Source organism: Streptomyces sp. NPDC029836 (assembly GCF_055574495.1).
On record NZ_JBVHZI010000009.1, the window covers coordinates 158,515 to 180,991 of the forward strand.

The 22,477-nt window shown below is 70.4% G+C and carries 18 protein-coding genes and 1 pseudogene; 6 read left to right on the plus strand and 13 right to left on the minus strand.

Annotated elements, in window-relative coordinates; genetic code table 11:
* Positions 1-121: 121 nt before the first annotated feature.
* Positions 122-1,465, plus strand: a complete 1,344-nt coding sequence (locus ACZ4XJ_RS25145; RefSeq protein WP_468497441.1) for a pectate lyase family protein — start codon at positions 122-124, stop codon at positions 1,463-1,465.
* A 318-nt stretch (positions 1,466-1,783) separates the two neighbouring features.
* Here ACZ4XJ_RS25145 and ACZ4XJ_RS25150 read toward each other — a convergent pair whose 3' ends face one another.
* Both ACZ4XJ_RS25150 and ACZ4XJ_RS25155 read right to left on the minus strand, forming a co-directional pair.
* Positions 1,784-2,446, minus strand: a complete 663-nt coding sequence (locus tag ACZ4XJ_RS25150; protein WP_468497442.1) for a response regulator — start codon at positions 2,444-2,446, stop codon at positions 1,784-1,786.
* Positions 2,443-3,612, minus strand: coding sequence for a sensor histidine kinase (locus tag ACZ4XJ_RS25155; protein WP_468497443.1), 1,170 nt, complete (start codon positions 3,610-3,612; stop codon positions 2,443-2,445). Before ACZ4XJ_RS25155 ends, ACZ4XJ_RS25150 begins: the two co-directional genes overlap by 4 nt.
* Before the next feature lie 132 nt (positions 3,613-3,744).
* On the opposite strand from ACZ4XJ_RS25155, the gene ACZ4XJ_RS25160 reads away from it, so the two are divergent.
* Both ACZ4XJ_RS25160 and ACZ4XJ_RS25165 read left to right on the plus strand, forming a co-directional pair.
* Positions 3,745-4,656: an ABC transporter ATP-binding protein gene (locus ACZ4XJ_RS25160; RefSeq protein ID WP_468497444.1), complete on the plus strand. Its 912-nt coding sequence runs from the start codon at positions 3,745-3,747 to the stop codon at positions 4,654-4,656.
* Entirely contained in the window at positions 4,653-5,516 is an 864-nt protein-coding gene (locus ACZ4XJ_RS25165; RefSeq protein ID WP_468497445.1) for an ABC transporter permease, read from the plus strand. The genes ACZ4XJ_RS25160 and ACZ4XJ_RS25165 overlap by 4 nt, the downstream gene beginning before the upstream one ends.
* Positions 5,517-5,797: 281 nt before the next feature.
* On the opposite strand, the gene ACZ4XJ_RS25170 is transcribed toward ACZ4XJ_RS25165, so the two are convergent.
* Positions 5,798-6,277 carry a DNA ligase-like domain-containing protein gene (locus tag ACZ4XJ_RS25170; protein ID WP_468497446.1) on the minus strand — a complete coding sequence of 160 codons (480 nt, stop codon included), beginning with the start codon at positions 6,275-6,277 and terminating at the stop codon, positions 5,798-5,800.
* A gap of 68 nt (positions 6,278-6,345) precedes the next feature.
* Positions 6,346-7,296 carry an alpha/beta fold hydrolase gene (locus ACZ4XJ_RS25175; protein ID WP_468497447.1) on the minus strand — a complete coding sequence of 317 codons (951 nt, stop codon included), beginning with the start codon at positions 7,294-7,296 and terminating at the stop codon, positions 6,346-6,348.
* Positions 7,297-7,424: 128 nt separating this feature from the next.
* Between ACZ4XJ_RS25175 and ACZ4XJ_RS25180 the strand changes: the two genes are divergently transcribed.
* On the plus strand, positions 7,425-8,048 hold the full coding sequence (locus ACZ4XJ_RS25180; RefSeq protein WP_362876048.1) for a TetR/AcrR family transcriptional regulator: 624 nt from the start codon (positions 7,425-7,427) through the stop codon (positions 8,046-8,048).
* 996 nt (positions 8,049-9,044) lie between these two features.
* Here ACZ4XJ_RS25180 and ACZ4XJ_RS25185 read toward each other — a convergent pair.
* Positions 9,045-10,403, minus strand: a complete 1,359-nt coding sequence (locus tag ACZ4XJ_RS25185) for an APC family permease (RefSeq protein WP_468497448.1) — start codon at positions 10,401-10,403, stop codon at positions 9,045-9,047.
* A gap of 510 nt (positions 10,404-10,913) precedes the next feature.
* Between ACZ4XJ_RS25185 and tal the strand changes: the two genes are divergently transcribed.
* A complete protein-coding gene (gene tal, locus ACZ4XJ_RS25190; RefSeq protein ID WP_468497449.1) occupies positions 10,914-12,581 on the plus strand; it encodes a transaldolase in 1,668 nt (555 codons plus the stop codon).
* A gap of 157 nt (positions 12,582-12,738) precedes the next feature.
* Here the strand turns inward: tal and ACZ4XJ_RS25195 are convergent, their stop codons facing one another.
* The 5 genes and pseudogenes from ACZ4XJ_RS25195 to ACZ4XJ_RS25215 all read right to left on the minus strand — a co-directional run bounded on the left by ACZ4XJ_RS25195 (position 12,739) and on the right by ACZ4XJ_RS25215 (position 18,725).
* Positions 12,739-13,656: an RNA polymerase sigma-70 factor gene (locus ACZ4XJ_RS25195; RefSeq protein ID WP_468497450.1), complete on the minus strand. Its 918-nt coding sequence runs from the start codon at positions 13,654-13,656 to the stop codon at positions 12,739-12,741.
* On the minus strand, positions 13,653-14,846 hold the full coding sequence (locus ACZ4XJ_RS25200; protein WP_468497451.1) for an NAD(P)/FAD-dependent oxidoreductase: 1,194 nt from the start codon (positions 14,844-14,846) through the stop codon (positions 13,653-13,655). Before ACZ4XJ_RS25200 ends, ACZ4XJ_RS25195 begins: the two co-directional genes overlap by 4 nt.
* 239 nt (positions 14,847-15,085) lie before the next feature.
* Positions 15,086-16,816, minus strand: a pseudogene (locus ACZ4XJ_RS25205) (sensor histidine kinase).
* Between the two features lie 122 nt (positions 16,817-16,938).
* A complete protein-coding gene (locus tag ACZ4XJ_RS25210) occupies positions 16,939-17,760 on the minus strand; it encodes an ABC transporter permease (protein WP_468497452.1) in 822 nt (273 codons plus the stop codon).
* Positions 17,757-18,725 (minus strand): ATP-binding cassette domain-containing protein, encoded by a 969-nt coding sequence (locus tag ACZ4XJ_RS25215; protein ID WP_468497453.1) that lies wholly within the window; start codon positions 18,723-18,725, stop codon positions 17,757-17,759. The genes ACZ4XJ_RS25210 and ACZ4XJ_RS25215 overlap by 4 nt, the downstream gene beginning before the upstream one ends.
* A gap of 275 nt (positions 18,726-19,000) precedes the next feature.
* On the opposite strand from ACZ4XJ_RS25215, the gene ACZ4XJ_RS25220 reads away from it, so the two are divergent.
* Positions 19,001-19,666 carry a response regulator gene (locus tag ACZ4XJ_RS25220; RefSeq protein WP_468497546.1) on the plus strand — a complete coding sequence of 222 codons (666 nt, stop codon included), beginning with the start codon at positions 19,001-19,003 and terminating at the stop codon, positions 19,664-19,666.
* A 130-nt stretch (positions 19,667-19,796) separates the two neighbouring features.
* Here the strand turns inward: ACZ4XJ_RS25220 and ACZ4XJ_RS25225 are convergent, their stop codons facing one another.
* From ACZ4XJ_RS25225 to ACZ4XJ_RS25235, 3 genes are all read right to left on the minus strand, one after another.
* The gene (locus tag ACZ4XJ_RS25225; RefSeq protein ID WP_468497454.1) at positions 19,797-20,675 is read right to left on the minus strand and encodes a SigB/SigF/SigG family RNA polymerase sigma factor; all 879 of its coding nucleotides are present in this window, start codon (positions 20,673-20,675) and stop codon (positions 19,797-19,799) included.
* 307 nt (positions 20,676-20,982) lie between these two features.
* On the minus strand, positions 20,983-21,420 hold the full coding sequence (locus ACZ4XJ_RS25230) for an ATP-binding protein (RefSeq protein WP_468497455.1): 438 nt from the start codon (positions 21,418-21,420) through the stop codon (positions 20,983-20,985).
* 281 nt (positions 21,421-21,701) lie between these two features.
* Complete coding sequence (locus tag ACZ4XJ_RS25235; RefSeq protein ID WP_362876059.1) at positions 21,702-22,409, minus strand: scabin-related ADP-ribosyltransferase; 708 nt, start codon at positions 22,407-22,409, stop codon at positions 21,702-21,704.
* Positions 22,410-22,477: the final 68 nt, after the last annotated feature.

Consider the following 22,477-nt stretch of genomic DNA (forward strand, 5'->3'; position numbering starts at 1 on the left):
GCCTGACCTGAACCGACCTGGTCTGCGAACCAATTTCCCGCACGCGGCAACCTTTCAAGGGTCGGCGGCCACTAACAGGGCGTAACCCCGTCAACCCCGTTCCTCCCCCTAAGGAAGCCCCGTGGCTGCTCGCTCCCACCGCCGGTCCCTCCGATCCCGTCGTGGCGCCGTCCTCTGCGCGGCCGTCGTGGCCGCATGCGTCGGCTCTGGTGCTGTCGTGATGAACGCAAACGCCGGGACCGCCGACCTGTACCACCAGACGCTCACCTCCAAGGACGGTTGGGCGTCCTCCGGTACGGGGACCACCGGTGGCACAAAGGCCGACTCCGCCCACACCCTCACCGTCTCCACCCGTGCGCAGCTCGTGAAGGCGCTGGGCTCGGTCTCCGACACCACACCCCGCCTCATCAAGATCAACGGCATGATCGACGCCAACACCGATGACAACGGCAAGAAGTTGACTTGCGCCGACTACGCCCTCGGTACCGGCTACTCGCTGTCGGCCTACCTCAAGGCCTACGACCCGGCCACCTACGGCCGCTCCAAGCTGCCCTCCGGCACCCAGGAGACGGCACGCGCCGCCGCCCAGGCCAAACAGGGCAAGAACGTCGTCTTCAAGGTCCCCGCCAACACGACAATTGTGGGCGTCCCCGGCACGAACGCGGGCCTCAACGGGGCCATGCTCCAGATTCAGAACGTCGACAACGTCATCGTCCGCAACCTGACCTTCGCCGCCACTGAGGACTGCTTCCCGCAGTGGGACCCGACCGACGGTGACGACGGCAACTGGAACTCCAACTACGACTCGGTGTCCCTGCGCGGCGCGACCCACGTGTGGGCGGACCACAACACGTTCACCGACGCGCCGCACTTCGACAACACCAACCCGAAGCACTTCGGCCGCGAGTACCAGATCCACGACGGCGCCCTCGACATCACGAAGGGATCCGACCTGGTGACCGTCTCGCGCAACCAGTTCACCAACCACGACAAGACGATGCTGATCGGCAGCAGCGACACCGACAGCGTCGGCAAGCTGCGCGTCTCCATCCATCACAACGTGTGGAAGGGCATCACGCAGCGCGCCCCGCTGGCCCGCATCGGCCAGATCCACATCTACAACAACTACTACGACGTCACACCCCTAAACGGGTACACGCCGCAGTACAGCATCAACTCCCGCGCCAAGGCTCAGATCGTCGCGGAGAACAACTACTGGAAGCTACCGTCCGGCGCGAAGGCGGCCAAGCTCCTCAGCGGCGACGGCACCGGCTCGGTCAAGGGCTCCAGCAACCTCGTCAACGGGGCGGTGACCGACCTCGTCGCCGCCTACAACGCCGCCTCGTCCAAGGACCTGAAGACCACGGTCAACTGGACACCGACCCTCACGACGGGCCTGGAACCCTCGGCGATCAACCTTCCGACCTCGCTGGCGACGACGACGGGGGCGAGCGTGCTCAAGTAGCGCCCGCGACACGCGAGGACCGGGAGACGACGCCCCCGGCCCTCGCGTACCGCGCGCCGCGCGGTCCGCCGCCACGGACGGTGAGGGCCCGCCGATGTGTTCCCGGGGCCCCTCACGGCGTCTGCCGGACAAGCCGTGGCGGTGCCCGGCGACCACGAGGATCCAGTTGACCCGGGCGGCACCTCCTGGGCAGTTCCCCCGGCGCCGTACCGCCCAGCCCGCCCCCGCGCCCGAGCTGGTGACGTTGCTGGGTGTGTCGGTGTCGTTCGATGCTACGGAGGGCCCTGTTCCGTCCTCAACGTCTTCCGCCGGTGAAACTCACCGTGGGGGCGCGACCAGGCCGATCTCGTAGGCGAGGATGACGAGGTGGACCCGGTCGCGTGCGTCGAGTTTGGTGAAGAGCCGTGCGAGGTGGGCCTTGGCGGTTGCCACGCTGATGATGAGCTCTTCGGCGATCTCGGTGTTGGACAGGCCGCGGCCGACGAGGGTCAGGACCTCGCGTTCCCGGTCGGTGATGCCGTCGACCACTGCCCGGCGGGTAGGGGCGGCGGGTTCGGGCCGCGCCGCGAACTCCTCGATGAGACGACGGGTGACGCTCGGAGCTATGAGGGCGTCTCCGGCGGCGACGACCCTGACCCCGTCGAGGATGGTCTTCAGCGGCATGTCCTTGACGAGGAAGCCGCTCGCTCCGGCGCGAAGCGCGCCATAGACGTACTCGTCGTCGTCGAAAGTGGTGAGGATGAGGACGCGGGTCTTCGACTCCGGATCCGCGTTGATCCGGCGGGTGGCCTCGATGCCGTCCGTACCGGGCATGCGGATGTCCATGATGGCGACGTCCGGCCGTAGCCGTTGGACCAGTTCCACCGCCTCGGCACCGTCCCCGGCCTCCCCCGCTACCTCCAGGTCGGGGGTGTCGACGATGAGGACGCGCAGGCCGGAACGGATCAGGGGCTGGTCGTCGACCAGAACGACACGGATCATCGGCCTGCCTCCACAGGCACCGGAAGCCGAGCTGCCACGCGGAAGCCGCCTTCCGGACGAGGACCGGCGCTGAACTCGCCGTGCAGCAGACTGACCCGTTCGCGCATTCCGGCGATGCCGTATCCGGATCCTGCGACGGTGCCGCCCGAGCCGAGGTCGACGATATCGACGGCCAGTTCGTCGGGGCGGTAGTCGACCGTGACGTTGCAGTCCCGGGTGCCGGAGTGTCGCACGACGTTGGTGACCGACTCCTGGACGATGCGGAAGGCTGCCAGGTCGACGTCGGAGGGCAGGTCGCGACGTTCCCCCCGCCACCGGACGTCGACCCGGACCCCGGCGGCCGCGGTCTTCCCGACCAGCTGGCCGAGGGCGGCCAGACCAGGGAGCGGATCCAGCGGCGCGGACTCCTGGTCACTGCGGCGCAGTGCGCCGAGCATCTGCCGCAGGCCGGCGAGGGTCTCTCTGCTGGTGGCCTCGATGGCATCCAGCGCTTTGCGCGTCTCGGCGGGTTGGGTGTCCATGACCAGGCTGCCCACGCCTGCCTGGATGGCGATGATGCCGATGCTGTGGGCGACCATGTCGTGCAGCTCCCGGGCGATCCGCAGCCGTTCGGCCGTGACCGCCTGCTTCGTGGCCTGGGCGCGTACCGTGTGCGCGTGTGCCTGGTTCTGATGGATCGTGTTGCCTATCAGCCAGGCGATGACGGCAGTCGACGCGAGGGCGGCCGGCGCCGAGAGATTGAAGGCGTACCCGTTTCCCAGCCGCCAGACCGTGTACGCGGCCAGCACGCCGACCGGGAGTACGGCGGCGAGGACCGAGACCCGCCGTGAGCGGGTCGCCGCGGTGTAGCCCACGGCCGCGTCGGCCAGTAGGAAGAGCACGACCGGCGTCGCCCGCACCTCCATCCCGAGCGAGAACACGGCGCCCGCGAGCGCGATGGCCACGGCCGCCAGCGGTGCGCGGAACAGCAGTAGCGCGCCCAGGGTCGTGACGACGGCGGTGACCAGCAGCGGCGCGTCCTCGATGTTGCCGTGGTACCGGAGCAGACGCTGCAGTTCGTCCGGCCGCTGGAACGTGCGTACCAGGATGAGGGTCGACCAGAAGGCCGCCACCCACACACCCGGTGGCACGCGTTTGAGCAGGGGTGGATGGGGAGTGGCGATCATCAGTCGATCCTATCGACGCGCTCCCACCGGGGCATTGGCCCACGGGCTTAATCCCCCGGGCTACCCGCAGGGCTCACAAGTGTGAACCACCAGCCGATGCCGGCTCCTTGCCCTCCCCGGCAGCTTTGACCCATGATCGAATCCACCCGGCTGACCAAGCGGTACGGCGACACCGTCGCCGTCGACGACCTGACCTTCACTGTGGAACCGGGCAAGGTCACCGGCTTCCTCGGCCCGAACGGCGCAGGCAAGTCCACCACACTACGGATGATCCTGGGCCTGAACGCCCCCACCAGTGGGTCCGTCACCGTGGACGGAGCTCCCTTCTCGCACCGCCCGCGCGGACTGCGTCACGTCGGCGCGCTGTTGGACGCCCAGGATGTCCACGGCGGACGCACCGCACAGACACACCTGTCCGCCCTGGCCCGCAGCAACCGCATCCCGCCGGCCCGCGTGGACGAGGTCCTCCAAGAGGTCGGGCTGGCCAAGGCGGCGCGGCGCCGGATCGGAGGGTTCTCCCTCGGGATGAAACAGCGTCTCGGCATCGCGGGCGCCCTGCTCGGTGATCCCCCGGTGCTCCTGTTCGACGAGCCCCTGAACGGTCTGGACCCCGAGGGCGTGCTGTGGGTGCGTGGCCTCTTCCGCCGTCTGGCGTCCGAGGGCCGAACCGTGTTCGTCTCCAGTCACATGATGGCCGAGATGGAGCACACGGCCGACCGGCTCCTCGTCATCGGCCAGGGCCGGCTGATCGCCGACGAGAGCCTGGAGGACTTCTCAGCCCGCCACGCCTCCCTGGGCGTGACCGTGCACACGCCCGACCTGGCGGCCCTGGAGGCCCTGCTGAGCGCCGAGGGCGCGTCGGTGCGCCGCGAGAGCGACCAGGCGGGCCGGGTCACCGGCCTGACCGCAGCCCGGATCGGCGACCTCGCCCACCGGCACCGCATCGTGCTGCACGAGCTCGCCACCCACACCTCGTCCCTGGAGTCGGCGTTCATGTCCCTCACCGCCGACAGCGTCGAATACCTCGCAGGAGAAGCCCGATGAGCACCACGATGTTCTCCGGCACCCGGCCGTCCGAGAGCGCCGCCGAACCGGTGGCCAGGTTCGTCGACCTGCTCTCCGCCGAGTGGATCAAGATGCGGTCCCTACGGTCGACCTATTGGGTGCTCGCCCTCAGTGCCGTCGTCGCCATCGCGATCAACGTGAACGCCGTCCACTCCGACCTGACGTACATCGACCAGCCGCATCCCCCGCTCCCCGGCCTCCCGCCCTACAAGTACGACCCGCTGTTCCACGGCCTGGGCAGCATCGCCGCCAGCGTCATGGCACTGGCCGCGGCCAGCTTCGGCGCCATCACGGTCTTCGGCGAGTACGCCACCGGAATGATCCGCACCACGCTCGCCGCCGTCCCCGACCGGCGCGCGGTGATCACGGCCAAGGTGGCGCTCGTCACGGCGATCACGCTCGTCCTTGGTGTGATCGTCTCCGTGACGTCGTTCTTCACCACCAACGCGATGCTCGCCTCCCGCCACGTCGGACTCTCCATCCACGACCCCGGCTGCCTGCGGTCCGTCGCGGCATACGCGCTGGTCATCCCGGTCTGTGCGCTCATCGGCATGGCGCTCGGCGCCGTCCTTCGACACGCCACGGCCTCAATCGTCGCCGTCGTGGGGATGCTCTTCATCCTGCCCATGCTCTTCGGGGGCGAGAGGTACCGTCTCTTGAAGGAGATCGGCAACCACCTTCCGCTGGCCGCGCAGGCCCGGCTGTCGCTGAACCCCGACGGCCACACCAGCCTGGGCGAGTATCCGGCCACGATCACGGGCTCCTGGATCGCACTCGCGGCCTGGGCGCTCGTCTCGGTGACCGTCGCCGTGATGGTCGTGCGGCGACGGGATGTCTGAGGCCGGCTCAGCGGACGGCACTGGCACGCCTCGCCGCCCACGACCTCGCCAGAACCACCCTCCGCGGCCTCGTGGCAACCGCCGCCAAGCAGGGACTGCGGACCGCGCACGGCATCCGCGCGCGCACCGCATCGACCTGAACTCGACGCTCGTCTCGACTGACGTTCACTCTGAACCCCGTCGGTCGACCTGACCGTACAGCGGCTGGGCGCGAGACGGTGGGGCATCATCTGACGTTTGATAAGGGGAATTGACTGACCGTCGGCACGGCAACATAGCGGTCAGTCGGTCAATGCCAAACCCTGGCTGCAACAGGCCTTCGACGCCGGACACATCGGTCCACGATTCCAGCCACTCCCGGCCTTCGCGACGTCCGTGGTGATCGAGCACAGCGTCCACGGGGCGTCCAGGGCGCGGGCCGCGAACAACACCTCAGAGCGTCGGGGCCGCTCCCGCTGGGGCAGCGTGAGCAGCTCGGCGCCGTCCTGCTGAAGGAGGTCGAAGGCCACGTAGTAGGCGGGCGGACGACCGGCAAGTGTGGGGGCGGTGCGGGCTCGGGCGGTGGCCCGGCGCTGCGACGCCTCGAACGACAGCCGGCCTTCCTCCCGGGTCCCACACCAGCACTTCGCCGTCGAGGACCAGGCCGTGGGGGGCGGCTCGGCCGCCGTCACCAGGTCGGGGAACGCGTCCTGGACCAAATCTCCGCGACGGGTCTGGAGCAGCACTCGCCCGCTCGGCCCGTCCGGGGTGGAGACGAGCATCCGGTGCCCGTCGAACTTCAGTTATGCGTTGTTGGACGGTCCGCGAGGGCCTCGGCGGCCCGGCCCCTCTATGCGGACGTGGCGCCCTGGTTCCCCGCCGGGTCGAGGGAGTCGACGTCCTCCATGAAGGACAGCATCCGGGCGTTGACCACGTCCGGGTGGTCGATCTGCGGGCCGTGCCCGGTCGCGCTGATGATCTCGGCGCGGGCCCCGGGTATCAGTCGCGGCACCCGCTCCAGCTGCCGCTTCGGGTGCACGAGCAGGCTGTGCTTGCCCATGATGAGGTAGAGGGGGGTCCGAATGGACCGCAGCGCGTCCTCGGCGAGCGGCAGGGGTGCGGGGCGGCGGATTCGGTACACGCGGGCGCCGAGCTGGATCCACTTGCGCATCTCGGGGACGGCGATGACCGGCTGGTCCAGCCACTTGGCGAGCCGGGGGCGCAGGGCCTTGGGGGCGAAGGTGGCGAACAGGCTGATGAAGACCCAGGCGAAGAAGCGCAGGCCGACCTTCTCCAGGCCGCCCGGGTCGAGGGCGGTGACGGAGGCGAGTCGTTCGGGCCGGCGGTGGGCCTGGTTGAGGACGAGCCAACCACCGTAGGAGGAGCCGACGAGGTGGACCTTGTCGAGGCCCAGCGCGTCGAGGGCCTCGTCCATCCACTGCGCGGCGCGCTCGGGCTGCCACATGGGCTCGCGGTGGACGCTGCGGTTGGCGTCGCCGGGCGTGTCGAGGGCGTAGACCGGGCGGTCGAGGCTGAGCCCGGGGGTGTTGGGGTACCACATGGCGGAGCTGTAGCCGGCGCCGTGAATCAGGACGATCGGCGTCCGCGACTCGGCCGCAGGGTCGGTGGGGCCGTAGCGGTAGACGTGGGTGGTGCCGAAGCTCGTCTCCACGTCCGTCTCGGAGCGGGCCGGTGCTCCCATCGCGTAGAGCACGTCCGCGGCGGCGAAGTAGCGATCGCGGAGCTTGTCGTTGACGTAGCGGCCGACGTCGCGGCGCGCACGGGTCGTGGTTTCGGGCACGGGGGCACCTCCAGAAAGGTTCGTTCTTCGTGATACGACCGTATCACATTGTTGATACGGCAGTACCATGAAGCGATCCGGACGTGGCCGGACGCGAACCCACCCATCGACAGCCGGAGGCACCGCACATGCCCAAGCACGTGGACCACGAGGAACGGCGCATCCAGATCGCCGACGCCCTCATCCAGGCCGCCGGACGGCGCGGACTGCACGCCGTCGGCATGCGCGACGTCGCAGCCGAGGCAGGCGTGTCACTACGGCTCGTCCAGTACTACTTCGAGACCAAGGAGAAGCTGCTCTTCTACGGCCTCAAGCACCTCACCGACCGCTTCACCGCGCGTGTGGGCGCCCGCCTCGCCACCGTCGGACCGGACCCGGGCCCGCGCGCCACCATCGAGGCGCTGCTGCTGGCCTCGCTGCCGATCGACGAAGAGAGCCGCACGTTCCACCTGCTGTACAGCTCCTATGCGATCTTGTCCGTGACCGACGGAGCGTTGGCCGCCCAGCCCTTCATCGACAACCCCGACGCCGCCGAGAACGCCCTGACCGCACTGCTCCAGCAGGCACAGGAGACCGCCCTGGCCGATCCGGCCGTCGACGCGCGCACGGAGGCGATCAGCCTGCTCGCCATGACCGCGACCATGGGCACCAGCATCCTCGTCGGCCAACGGACACCGGAATCCGCCATCGCGGTACTCCACCACCACCTCGACCGGATCTTCACCAACAGCCCCATCACGCCCTCCGCATGACATCGACAGCGACACCGGACTCCACCCAGCGGACTGCCATGGAACCCTGTCCATGACTTCCGCTCAGAGGCCACCGCGGCGGCGCGGGGGCGTACGGGCGCGATCGCCTCGGCGGCCTGCGCCAGCATCGGGCCCACCGGCGGCCGCTCAGCACCATCTCCCCCGCCCCGCCTGTCGTACGGGCCGCAGCCCAGCCGCCCGCGCGGCGCCTCAAGGCACGGGGCCCTTCCCTCTCATGACAGAACCCGACCGGCGTGACTACGAGGCGCGCGCCGGCCGGGTCCTGTCCGGGAGAAGCCCGTCGTCGATCACGGTTCCCACTCGTACCGCCCCACGCCCCGGTCCCCGCCGCTTCGCCGGCTGGGGCGAATGGCTGCCGAGTCCACGCCCACGGACGCGTCCGGCGTCCGGGGGTCCGGAGCCGACCGGTCGTCAACCGGCCGACGGCCCGCCCGTGACCACTACGGCCCCGGTGCCGTTGCCTGCCCGCCGTGCGGCTGGTGTCCCCCACATCCGCCGCGCGGCCTGCCGGCAGCGGGCCCTGCCCGGACACCCACCGCCGGGACTCCCGGCGTCGCCCGGTCAGACCGCGGTGCCGTCCCGGATCTCGAACAACAACAGGACGCCAGTCATCTCCAGCGACCGCCGAAACTAGCTCGGCACCGGACCCTCAAGAACCGGCTGCCGGGTGAGGCGCAGGCGGATCAACACACTCAGGAACGACCCGAGCCCGCACTCACCGACAAGTGGTTGGGCCGCGTTGACCGAGCCAGGCGAGGCCGGGTCAGTCCCGGGTGCGGCGGCGCAGCCGGTGGGTGATGGCCCGTGCTGCGGGAAGGCGGCGGGGGGCCGGTTCCGCAGCCGGGCCCTTACGGGCGGCGGCCCGCGCATAGGGGACTCCCCCACTGTGAGCGCCCGGCCGACACCCTGGTGTGCGCATCAGCGTCTCGGCGTCGTTCTGCCAGCCGGGCGCCGGCCCGCTGTCCTCTAGGTCCGTCAGGGGTTGTCCGCGGCGGGCTTCGTGTCTGCGGGCACTGCTCGGCGGCGCCTCAGCCACAGGGTGAGAACACCGAGCACCACGCCGACCCCCATCAGGGCGAGCCCGCGGGCCCACACCGAGGCCTCGATCCGGGTCGCCAGGGCGAGGCAGGAGAGCGCGCCGAGCACCGGCACTGCCGCGGGTGCACGGAAGTGCCCGGTGGTGGGAGATCGCCGGTCGCGTCGCAGGACGAGGACGGCCGTGTTCACGGTGAGGAAGACGGCCAGCAGGAGGAGGACGAGCGTGCCCGCCAGAACGTCGATCTCGCCGGTGGCGGCGAGCAGGGCCGCCGCGGTGCTGGTCGCGGCGATGGCCGCCCAGGGGGTGCGCCGGGTCGGCAGGACCCGGGTGAGGAAGGCGGGTAGGAGGCCCTCGCGGGCCATCCCGTAGGCGAGGCGGGAGCTCATGATGCCGGTGAGGAGGGCTCCGTTGGCCACCGCGACCAGGGCGATGAGCGCGAACAGCTTCGGGGGTACGGCTCCGGCGGTGCGGACGACCTCCAGCAACGGACCGTCGGAGGCGGCGAGCGTGCTGGTCGGCACGGCGGCGGAGGCCGCCGCGCCGACTGCCGCGTACACGACGCCGGCGGTGGCGAGCGCCCCGAACAGGGCGCGCGGGTAGGAACGGGTGGGGTCCAAGGTCTCCTCGGCGACGTTCACGGACGTCTCGAAGCCCACGAACGAGTAGTAGGCGAGTACCGCTCCCGCCATCACGGCGGCCGCGGGCGACGCGGAGTCGGTCCCGAGCTGGGTGAGCCTGCCCACGTCGCCGTCGCCCCGCATCACGATCCACGCTCCGAGCCCCACCACGAGCAGCAGGCCACCGGTCTCGATCAGGGTGGCGACGGTGTTGAAGCGGGTCGACTCACGGATTCCGCGGGCGTTCAGCAGCGCGAGCAGGACGAGGAATACCACCGCGACGATCACCACCGGCAGCGAGACCAGTGCGGTCAGGTAGTCGCCCGCGAAGCCGCGGGCGAGCGCCGCGACGGACACGATGCCGGCTGCCAGCATGCAGTACCCGGTGAAGAACCCGACGGCTGGGCCGTAGGCGCGCGTCGCGTAGTAGGAGGCGCCGCCGGCCCGCGGGTACTTCGTGGTGAGCTCCGCGTACGAAGCGGCGGTCAGGAGCGCCAGGAGGAGGGCCACCGTCAGGGGCACCCAGACGGCGCCGCCCGACTTGGCGGCGATCTCGCCGACCAGTACGTAGACGCCGGCGCCCAGGACATCTCCGAGGATGAAGAAGTACAGCAGGCGTGTGGTGAGGACCTTTCGGAGCGGTCCCTGCTCTCCTGTGTCGGCAGGTTTGGGGGGCATGATCCTCAACTGTTCAGTCACGGTACGGGACGGGCGTTCGAGCGGACGCCGGGAGCGGTCCGGTGGTGCGGCCACCCCTGTGGGGCGCCTAGCGGCAGACGGTGCGGCCAGGCGTGGACGCGCGCCGTGGTTGCGGCCACGGCGGACACGACCAGGGCGGTGACCTCCGCGCCGCGGTCGGCAGCCTGCGAGGCGAGTGCGCCCGTTCCGGTGCCGATCCCTTCGTCAGCGGCACGCTGCTCCTGCCCCGCCCCATGCGCCGCAACCGTCGCATCGAGGGGAGCGTCAGACCCATGTACACGGCTCGAACCGGGTGTCGATTACGCCGTTGCGGGGTGCACGTCCGGGGGCTCGCAGCGCTATGCGGAGGTGCGCCGTCCGCCTTGGAGCTTCGTCCCACGGGGCGGGGTGAGTGCGTGTCCCGGGATGTGGTGGGCAGGAGCGGAAAGGACGGTGCCGGGCGCCGCAGCGTGATCAGTCGGCGGCGCCGCGCCCTTATGGAGGTCTTCAATGTCTGGTCCCACCGCCACTGACCGGCTTGCCACTCTGTCCGACGCGGGGGTCTCGGTCTGGCTCGACGACCTGTCCCGGGAACTTCTGGCCGGCGGTGGGCTCAAGGAGCTGATCACCGACAAACACGTGGTCGGGGTGACGACCAACCCGACGATTTTCGCGTCCGCCCTGTCCAAGGGGGACCGCTACACCGCGCAGCTCCGCCGTCTCGCGGCCGTGGGTACCACCGTCGATGAGGCAGTCTTCGCTCTCACGACCGATGACGTCCGTGACGCCTGCGACGTCTTCCTTCCCGTCCACGAGCGCACCGGTGGCATCGACGGACGGGTGTCCATCGAGGTCGACCCGCGACTGGCCCAGGACGCCACCGCGACCGGCGAGCAGGCCCGCCGGCTGTGGGAGAGCGTCGACCGCCCGAACCTGCTCGTGAAGATTCCGGCCACCCGCAAGGGGCTGGAGGCGATCACCGCCGCCGTCGCCGAGGGCATCAGCGTCAACGTCACGCTGATCTTCTCCCTGGACCGCTACCGCGAGGTGATGGACGCCTACCAGAGCGGTCTGGAGCGGGCGCACGCCGCCGGACGCCCACTGGCGGACATCCACTCGGTCGCCTCGTTCTTCATCTCCCGCGTCGACACCGAAGTCGACCGCCGTCTCGACGCCCTCGGCACGGCCGAGGCCCGGGCGCTGCGGGGCAAGTCCGCGGTCGCCAACGCCCGCTTGGCGTTCCAGGCGTACGAGCGGATGCTCCTGGAGCCGCGCTGGCAGGTCCTCGCCGCGGCCGGAGCACGTATGCAGCGCCCGCTGTGGGCGTCCACCGGGGTCAAGGACCCGTCCTACCCCGACACGAGGTACGTCAGCGAACTCGTCATCGCCGGCACCGTGAACACGATGCCGGGTGCCACGCTGGCCGCGTACGCCGACCACGGCGCCCTGCCCGGTCCCCCGGTCGCGGCTGACGAATTCGCGGCCGCCGCGACCCACTTCGAGGAGCTGGAGCGGGTCGGCATCGACTTCGGGGACGTCACCGACACACTCGAACGCGAGGGTCTGGCGAAGTTCGAGGCCAGTTGGAAGGAGCTGGGAGCGTCGGTGGAACGCGAGATGGCTTCGGAAACCGACCGGCGTGGCGACGTCAACGGGCATCCGGACGATGGTTCTAACACCGAGGCCGGGCTCCTTTCCATCTACCTCAACGATCACTACTCCGCGGCGACCGGCGGTCTGGAGCTGTTCCGTCGCGCCGCGAAGGCGAACGCGGGCGAGGAGGGCGGCGAAGTGCTCTCCGGCCTGGCGCGACGGATCGCGGAGGACCGGGACTCGTTGGCACAGATCATGGCTGATCTGGGCGTGTCCATCAGCCACTCCAAGGTCGCCATGGGGTGGCTCGCGGAGAAGGCGGGCCGCCTCAAGCCCAACGGTCACGTGGTGTCCCGCTCGCCCCTCAGCGCCGTCGTGGAGGCCGAATCGATGCTCCTGGCCGTCCACGGCAAGGCGGCCGGTTGGCGGACCCTGCGCGCCCTGGCCGAGACCGACGGCCGTCTCTCCGTCCCCGCCCTCGACACACTGCTGGAGCGCGCCGACCAGCAGGCAAGGCTCGTGGACGAAGTGCGCAGCACGGCAGTCGCCCGGGTGCTGTGTGCCCGGCCCTCCCCCGCTTCCTGATCCGGGACAACACCGGCTGCTCGGCGGCACGCACGATGGAGAGTCGCTGAATGGTGTGGCGGAAGCGCCTGCCTGGCTCCGGTTTGCCGTGTCCGCCGGCGGGGTCGAGGACGACCTCGGTCCAGCCGTCAGAGCCCGCCCGCTGCGATGAGGCGCCTCAGATGAGGTCGTGTCGAGTTCCGTCGGCGACTGCGTGGAGCTTGTCGGGGTTGGCCACGTTGTGGATGGTCGAGATGCGGCCTTCCGGATCGAAGTCGAACGTCAGCGTGGCGACCACGCGGTCCGGGCCGAGGAAGGCCACGCCCGGGCCGCCGCTGATCCAGGTGAGCTCTGCCCGCATCTGCCCCGGCTCGATGCCCTGATAGGTGGCGGTGCCGAGCGCGGCGAACCAACGGGCCACGGTCTCCAGGCCGACGACCGGCTTGAGGGCCTGGCGGACCTTGCCCCCGCCATCGGTCCACAGCGTCACGTCCGGGGAGAGCAGCTCCATGAGGGTGTTGATGTCGCCGCCCGCCGTCGCCGCGAAGAAGCGCTCGGTGACGTCGCGTTGGCGGGCGCGGTCCGCGGTGAAACGGGGCCGGCGGGCCTGTACGTGCTCGCGGGCGCGGTGCGCGGCCTGCCGGACCGCCGCCTCCGAACGTTCCACCGCCTGCGCGATCTCCGCATGGCTGAAGGCGAAGACCTCCTTCAGCACGAAGACCGCGCGCTCCAGGGGGCTCAGCGTCTCCAGCACGACCAGCAGGGCCATGGAGACCGAGTCCGACGAAGCAACGCCGTCAGCTGTGTCCGGGCCGGTGAGGATCGGCTCGGGGAGCCATGGCCCGACGTAGGTCTCGCGCTGATGGCGAGTCGAACGGAGCCGCTCCATCGACAGGTTGGAGACGATCCGGGCCAGGTAGGCCTTGGGGTCGGCGACCTGGGACCGGTCGGCCGCCGACCACTTGAGCCAGGCGTCCTGGACCACGTCCTCGGCATCGGCAGCGGTACCGAGGATGCGGTAGGCGACGGAGAAGAGCAGGGTGCGGTACTGCTGGAAGGCGAGCTGGTCGGGGCCGACCTGCTGCGGCTGGGTCACTTGACGCTCCGAATCCGGGTGTAGCGGCCGCCGTGCGGCCAGAACGCGCCCGAGGCGGGCATTTTCTTCATGCGGGCGAAGGTCGGCCACGGCGCGGCGGTGACCGTCTCCTTGTACTTTGCGGCTCGCTTGCCGGACAGCACGATCCGGCGCGGGCTGTCGTCGGGGTGGGTGAACTGTACGACGGCGTCGTTCCGGCCCAGACTGACGGGTGTGTGGTAGTAGCCGAAACGGAAGGGCTTGGGCTCCTTGCCGGCCAGCACCCGCAGGATCGAGAGGGCCGCGTGCACGCCGGTGGGCATACCCCCCTGACAGGTCCCGTGCATCATGCCGTAGCCCTGACGGATCGCCGCCGCATCGCCCACGGCGTAGACGTCCGGGTGGGAGACCGAGCGCAGCGCGCTGTCGGTGACCACACGGCCGCGCTCGTCGACGGTCAGGCCCGCGGCGGCCGCCAGCGGGGAGACACGGGTGCCGCTGGTCCACAGCACCACGCCCGCCGGGATGACGGATCCGTCCGCGAGCTCGACGCTGTCCGGCAGCACCTTGGCCACCTCGACGCCGCTGCGCACCCGCACGCCGAGCCGGGCGAGCGCCGCGTCCAGGTGGGCCCTGGCCTTCGGGTGCATGCTCGCGCCCGGCTCCTGCCGGCCCAGCAGCACCACCTCGAGTTCCGGGTGCCGCTCGGCGATCTCCGCGGCGGCCTCGACGCCGGTGAGGCCGCTGCCGGCGACCACGACGGTCCCACCGTCGAGGCGTGTCAGCCGGTCGGCGAGGAGGGCGGCGTCCTCCGGGCTGTTGAGGGTGTGGGCGTGGTCGTCCACGCCGGGGACGGCGACGGTGTCCGCGATGCTGCCCAGGCCGTAGACCAGGGTGTCGTAGCGCAGAACGCGGTCGTCGTCGATCCGGACGGTCTTCGCCCCGGCGTCCACGGCGGTGACCCAGCCACGGACGAATCCGGCGCCGGTGCCGTCCAGCAGCTCCGGGATGTTCATCTCGGCCGTCTCCTGACCGGTGGCGGTCATGTGCAGTCGGAGCCGCTCGGTGAAGGTGTCGTAGGGGTTGACCAGCGTCACTCGCAGGTTTCCGCGTTTCCTGGTGCGGGCCGCGAGCTGGATCGCGGTGGAGAGCCCGGCGTAGCCGGCGCCCAGGACCAGGACCTCGTGCTGCTGCGTTGCTGTCACGTTCATCGCTCTGTTGTCTCTTTCGTGTCGGTCGTTCCCGCTGTGCGGACGACCACCAGACGCAAGCTGCCCTGCCGTTCGTGACATGGAGCCGATATGACCCGCGTCACACGAAGGGGAGGGAGCGTGTCCATCGTTCGCCGTGCGTTTGCGCCGGGGCGTTCTGCGCCCGGACGCCGCCGCGCCGGGCGCGGTCGTCGGCCGGATGGTCACCGCCTCCGACGGCGCGTCGGTCACGGCACACGTCAATCCACGTCGGCTGATCGGTGAGAAGCGGTCCCGCGGCCGGTTCGGCCCGCGGGGACGGTGTCTTTGGTGATGAGGGTGTCGTCGGACCAGCAGAGGCGGTAGAGGTCGACTTGTTCCAGCAGGTCGCGGCCCGATCGGTAGAACTCGCACGTGGTGCCGGTTGGTCGAGGGGTGGAGCGGGCGTGGTCGGGCGGGTAGGGATAGGGGCGGGCCGGCAGCAGTGAGGCAAGTTCGGTGCGCGGCCGGCCGGTGGTCAACTCGTCGAAGGCGGAGGGCGGTAGCACGCTCGTCGTCAACTGCCAGGCCAGGAAGCCGGCGGTGGGCACGAAGACGGCCGCTGCGGCGGCCGGCGCCGCGAAGGCCACCACGGAGCGGCGTCGAGCGGTGCGCCGTGCGTGGGCGAGCCGCCTGGTGAACTCAGTGGCGGTGGCTTCCGGGGCCGAAGGAAGGGTGATGTCGGAGGACGGCGACGCGAGCCCCGCATGTGTGCGCCGGTTCCAGGGCGGCTTTTCGGGCGCCGTCCTGGGTGCCGGGGCCGGGGTGGCAGGACGAGCTGTCGCCTGGTGGGGGAACAGGGCGATCACCTGAAAGCCGCCCCGGTGGGGGCCCGTGCGCAAGGAGCCGCCGAGAACCGTCATCCGTTCGCGGAGCCCGGTCAGTCCTCGGCGCCCGAGACCCTCCGCCCTTTCCGCGCCGGCGCGTGGAGCTCCGTCCGCCGGCGGGGCGGCGTTCACGACACTCACGCGGGTGCGGTCGGCGCCGTGTGCGATCTCCACACGGATCGCGCCGCCGGGGGCGTGTTTGACGGCGTTGGTGACGGCCTCCTGCACCACTCGATACATTCCGCGGTCGACCAGGGGCGACAACGCGGGCACCGCCCCGCGCCGCTCCCACCGCACGGGCACGCCGGAGGTGACGGCTCGGCCGAGGAGGTCGTCGATGGTGTCGTTGACGGGGCGGTCCGTGCCCGGTTCGGGGGTCTCGTGCAGGACGGCGATCGTCTCCCGCAGTTGCTCGACGGCGTCCGCGATCGTGCCCCGCAGGTCGGAGAGCTCGGTGCGGTCGCGGTCGGTGAGATCGGGGGAGAGTTCCAGGGCCCCGGCCCGCAGGGCCACCAGACTCAGGGCGTGGCCGAGGGAATCGTGCATGTCGGCCGCGATGTCGGCGCGTTCGGTCAGGCGCGCCCGCTCCGCAACCAGGTGTTGGCGTTCCTCAAGGCTTCGGGCCGTGCGCCATCCCTCGCGCACGAATTCGCGGCGGCCCCGCCAGTGCCTGCCGATCAGCCACGGAAGGAGGAGAGCGGCGGGCAGTACCGTCAGCGCCCAGAACCACCAAACGACCTACACCCGCAGCACCGCACACGTCGCGACATCCACAGCGAGGCACGCGGCGAGCACGAGAAGCGGGCCACGGGCAGCAGTGACCCGGGCTCCCAGCAGGCAACCGAGGGCAGCCAGCGACAGGACATGGGCGTTGGCCGGGGTCGAGGAGTCGGCCAGGCCCAGCGCGCACAGCCCGTTGGCGAGGATGACAGCGGCCCCCGGCCGACTGCGGGACAGCGGCACGGCCACTGCCAGGACGGCCAAAGGGAGGATCAGGTCCGAGAAGGGGGACACCGCGCCCGCGTCCCGAAAGCCGTAGCCGGTCGCGGCGGCGAGTACGGCCCACAGGGCCACGTCGCCGAACAGGACCCTGGCCGGGGGCAGGGGTATGCGCGAGTACGCCATGGCACGTCGCCCCTCCGGTCGGTGGCTGTTTTGGTCTACCTCCGTCGATTCTGCGGGACGGCTCCGAACCAGCGACCACAGGGTGCTCGGCGACCCCGCCACGGACAGGTTTCGACAGGCCGTCAGGCGTCCCTGCGGCGAAGGACGTACAAGCCGATCAGGTGCGCGGCCGCAGCCCATGCCACGACGATCAGAACGGAGGTGGCCGCCGAGTGCGGCGCGTCGGCGCCGATGAACATGAAGTGGTCTGCCGCACCGTGTGGCAGATGGTCGTTGATGGCCGCGAGGGTCGGGCCGCCGAGCCCGAGGAGCATGCTCGGCAACGCCCACAGGAGCGTGGTGAGGATCGACAGTGCTCCGGCCGCGTGACGCGTGACGAAGGCAACGCCGACGGTCAGCAAGGCGATCAGCGCCTGGTAGCCCCCGATGGCCAGGATCTGAGTGAGGGTCGTGCCCGCTTCGAACGAGGCCCGCCCGCCGAACCCTCCCCATGCCACCACCATCCCCACGATCGCGAAGCCGATCCCGGCGATGAAGGCGACTCCGCCGACCACCGCCGCTTTCGCCACATGGACCCGATGACGCCGGGGCACCCACAACAGTGACGCCCGCACGCTCCCCGTCGAGTACTCGGAGGTCACCGCGATCGTGGCGAGGATGACGACGGCGAACTGCGCCAGGACGGTGGAGGCGGCCGACGCGTTCCCGACGGGCTGGACCGCATGCCCGTTGATACGGGCGATCGCGGCGTAGTAGTAGGTGAACACCCCGGTGATCGCGAGGCCCGCCAAGAGGCAGAAGTAGGGGCCACGGACGGACCACAGTTTCGTCCACTCGGCGGCGATCGCCCCCGTGAAGCCCGCGGAACTCCTTCGGCTCCGATCGCGGGACGCTCCGCCTTGGAACGTATCCGTCCGTTCGGCGGGTGCCGTTGTCGGGGTCACTTTCGACCTCCGTCGTTCGACGCGGTGGTGGTTCCCGCCGGGCGCGCCTCCACGCCGGTGGCATATTCGACGCTTCGTGCGGTGAGGTCCATGTAGGCCTGCTCCAACGAAACTCGAACGTCGCTCAACCCGTGCAGCCGGACCCGGCACGCGTGGGCGAGGTCACCGACCTCGACGGCGTTGCGTCCCTCGACCGTGAGTTCGCCGGCCGGGGACGTCTCCACGCGCACTCCGTCCCTGGTGATCAAGCGGCGGACCAGCATCGCCCGCTCTTCCGGGTCGGGCACCAGGGCGCGCGCCGACGCGGGAGACGCGGCGGCGAGGAACTCCGTCATGGAGGTGTCGCTCAGCAGTCGGCCACGCCCGATGACGACGAGGTGGTCGGCCGTCAACTGCATCTCGCTCATCAGATGGCTGGAGAGGAACACGGTGCGGCCTTCCGCCGCCCCCTCGCGCACGAGCCGCCGGATCCACCGCACCCCGTCCGGGTCGAGGCCATTGACCGGCTCGTCCAGGACGAGCACCGGCGGGTCGCCCAGCAGGGCGCCCGCCACCCCGAGGCGGCCACTCATCCCGAGCGAGTACGTCCCGACCGGCCGCCGGGCCGCCTTGGCCAGGCCCGCCGTCTCCAGCACCTCATCCACACGACGGACCGGGATGCCGTTGGAGCGGGCTTGCGCCATCAGGTGGGCGCGGCCGGAACGGGCCGGGTGCACGGCTCGTGCGTCCAGCATCGCTCCGACCGCGCGCAGTGGCTGCCGCAGGTCCGCGTAGGGACGGCCTGCGATCAGGGCACGCCCGCCGGTGGGATGGTCGAGCCCCAGGATCATCCGCATCGTGGTGGACTTCCCGGCTCCGTTGGGCCCCAGGAAGCCGGTCACCCGTCCGGCCTGGACATCGAAGGTCAGGTCGTCCACGGCCAGGGTGCCGCCGTAGCGTTTGCTCAGTCCACGCAAGGTGATCACAAGAATCCTTCGTTGTCGGTCGCGTCACGAGGCGTACGGAAGGCGCGAGTTCGCCGGCGCCGCCGCCCCCGTCCGGTGGCCTCCCAGCCGACCGGCGCCGCGTTCTTCCGTACCCAGGCGACGCTAGAAGGCCGCGACACCGCGGCCCATCCGTCATGGGGCACCAGCACCTTGACTTTCGTCAGGGGTGTGATCAGCCCCTGGGTGTATCCGCGCGGCTCGGCGCCGAGAAGGCCGCGGCACGACCGTAGGCTCGCGACGTGGAAGAGACGATGATGAACGACCGGCCGGTCCGCGTCCTGGTGGCCGACGACGAGGCGATGGTCAGGGCCGGAGTACGGGCCATCCTGGCCCGCGATCCGCACATCGAGGTCGTCGCCGAGGCGGGCGACGGGTACGAGGCGATGGACCTCACCCGTCGGCACCGTCCGGACGTGGTCCTGTTGGACATCCAGATGCCCGCACTCGACGGATTGACGGCGATCACCCACCTTCAGAGGGAACTGCCCGGAGTCGGCGTGATCATGCTGACGACGTTCGGTCAGGACGAGTACGTCACCCGCGCCCTGGAAGAGGGTGCGGACGGCTTCCTGCTCAAGGCCGATGACCCGCGAGAACTCCTCAACGGGGTACGGGCCGTAGGAGCGGGCGGGGCTTACCTGTCACCGCGGGTCGCCGGCCGGGTCATCGCCGGGATGCGCGCCCACCGCGCGGCACATCCGCACCGGTCGCTGGAACGGCTGACCGAACGAGAACGGCAGGTATTGGCCGCACTGGGTGCGGGCCTGTCCAACGCGGAGATCGCCGGCCGGCTCCATCTCGTCGAGGGAACGGTGAAGGCGCACGTCAGCGCGGTCCTTGCGAAACTGGGCGTACGCAACCGAGTGGAAGCCGCCATCTGCGCGTATGAGGCCGGCCTGCTCCCGCCACTCCCCCGCTGACCCTCGGGGCCGAACGCGGCCGGCTCCGCGCCGGGGATGGGAACGTCGTCGTATGGCTACCCGGCGAAGAGCCGGAACTCCCCGTGGGACCGGTCCTGTGCACCTACTCCGGCCCCGTTCGGCACGTCCGCTAGTCGGCGAGCATGCCTTCGCGGAGGCGGGTGAGGGTGCGGGTGAGGAGTCGGGAGATCTGCATCTGGGAGATGCCCAGGCGCTCACCGATCTGCGCCTGAGTCATTTCCTGCCCGAAGCGCATCTGCAGGATGAGCCGCTCACGGCCTTCGAGCTGATTCAGCAGCGGGGCGAGCGTGCGGAAGTCCTCGAAGAGCTCGATCGCGGGGTCCTCGTTGCCCAGGATTTCGGCCAGCGGCCGGGCTGCCGTATCCGAGGACTCGTCCGTGTCCTGTTCGAGGGGCTGGCTGGAGTGGCCGTTGGCGGCCACGAGGCCCTCCACGGCTTCTTCTTCGGTGATGTCCAGGTGCTCAGCCAGTTCCCGGACGGTCGGCGCGCGGTCGAGGACCGCGTGGAGTTCTTCCTTGCCGCGCGCCAGCGCGATGCGCAGCTCCTGCAGGCGGCGCGGGACGCGCACGGCCCAGGTGGTGTCGCGGAAGTGCCGCTTGATCTCCCCGGTGATGTAGGGAAGGGCCAGGGTCGTGAACTCGTTGCCGAGGGTGGGGTCGAAGCGGTCGATGGCCTTGATGAGGCCGATGGTGCCGACCTGGATGATGTCCTCGATGTCCGTACCGTCGGTGCGGTTGCGGAACCGGCGGGCCGCGAACTGGACCAGGGACAGGTTCATCTCGATCAGCGTGTTGCGGACGTACTGACGCTCGTGGGTGCCCTCGTCCAGGGTGCGCAGCCGCTCGAAGAAGGCCTTCGAAAGGGCGCGGGCGTCTTCCGGCGCGACCTCGCGGGGTTCGGCGATCCGGGGCAGTTGCGTGGGGAGTTGCGGGGTCTCCGTCACCGCCTCGGTCGTGGTGTCCGCTGCGTGCGTGGTGAGGGTGTCCATCTCATCTCCCCAAGTACTCGGCTCCGACGCCCGGGGAGGCACCCCGGCCTGGCGCTGCTGTGTGCTGACCCCCAGATCATGCGTCAGACAGCCACACCCGTCAAGCAATACGCGAAACAGGTTTCGCGAGTTCAGTTGCTGTGCAGGAGTGAAGCGTTCCCTCCGAGAGTCCGGGCAGGTCGGTAGGGGCAGGTCGGTCGCCCGTCACGGGGCGGACGGCGGTCTCGTGTCGTGGAACCGGGCGGTGTGACCCGCCGTCGGCAGCCCTCAGGACGGTGCTGAGAGGTGCGCTCCGGCGTGACTCTGCTCAGTGAAGGTTCAGGTCCACGGTGATCCGCTTACCGTTGCCGGAGGGGGTGATGGTGAGGTGATCGGCCAGGCTCTGAACCAGGGGCCAGCCGTAGCCGCCTATGCGGATGACGGCCGTGGGGCCGGTCCGGGAGAGCGGGGCTCGGGGATTGCGGTCGGCCACCGAGAGGCGCAGCACGCCACCGTGCACGTCTGCGCGGAAGTCGGTCAGGCCGTCGCCGTGGCGTACGGCGTTGGTGACGAGCTCGGAGGTCACCATCAGGGCGTCCGTCACCGCGCGGGTATCGCGGGAGAATCCGGATCGCCGCAGCAGGTCCTGGACCTGGCGGCGGGCTTCGGCCACCGTGGTGGGAAGCGGGGGGTGTTCAGCCGTGGCAATCGTTCCCGAGTGGGGGCTGTGTCCACCCCGCTCGTCGCTCCCTCGTGACCGTTCCATGTCTCGGCGTCTGCCCGGTATCCGCTGGACCACGCCGATCCTCGCATACCGGTCCCCGCCCCCGCGGTCGCAGTGACCGCGGGGGACAAGGGCCGGCCGAGCGCGGGACTTTCGCTGGCGGACCCTTCCTCTTCGGCATTTCGAAGTGCCGCTCGGACGACGCACCGGGAGCGCGCCTCCTGGTCGAGGTCCTGAGGCATTTTCGTCGGCTGCGATGGACAGCCGGCCTCGGCAGGCGGGTCATCCGCTGTCCGAGCGGATCGGCGTCCGCGGGCCGCGCCCTATGCGGCGTCGTCCGTCACGTAGGGCGCGAAACCGTCGTTGTTCTTGCAGCCGAGTTCCTCGTAGGTGTTGACCTTCGTCTGTGGATCCGTGTGGGTGAGCCGGAACTTGCAGGCCCCCTTGATGAAACGGCCCATGACCCCGCCGGGGAAGTCGACCTCCTTGTTCCACAGGTAGGGCGAGTTGTAGTTGTTCAGGCGGGCGGTGGCGTTGACGTCGATGCCGCCGGGCGCGTGGATCTCGTAGACCCAGCCGGTCTTCGCGCTGCCGTACGTGGCGAACTTCTGCGCCACCCACTTCTCACAACTGGTGCTGAGGTGTGCGCTGTTCTGGCCGCCACCCTTGACGATGTACTCGGCGAGCGGGGTGACCTGCTCGCCCCGGGGCGTGAAGCCGGTCCGGAAGATCTCGTCCACGGTCTCGCGGGTGTCGCCGCGCCACAGGGCGTTGACGTCCGAGCGCCACTGCCACCGCTCGAACGCCGCTGCGCCGGCGACGGGGCCTGCCAGCGAGGGGTTGGTCGTCGTGCGCCACCAGTCCCAGGCCCGGTACTCGACCGCGGGCCCGCAGGGCGCGGTCAGCGGGTCGTCGCGGACGGCCGCCGAGGTGGCGGGGGACACGGCCGCCGTCGCGGGAGAGACGGCGGCGGCGAAGCCGAGGGAGGCGAGGGAGACGGCGGCGAGCACCCGCAGAGCGGCCTGGAACATGGTGAGGGCCCATCAGTCGATCAATGTGACGGGCCCCTTTATAGGTGCGGGTGCCGAGGCCCGTCCGG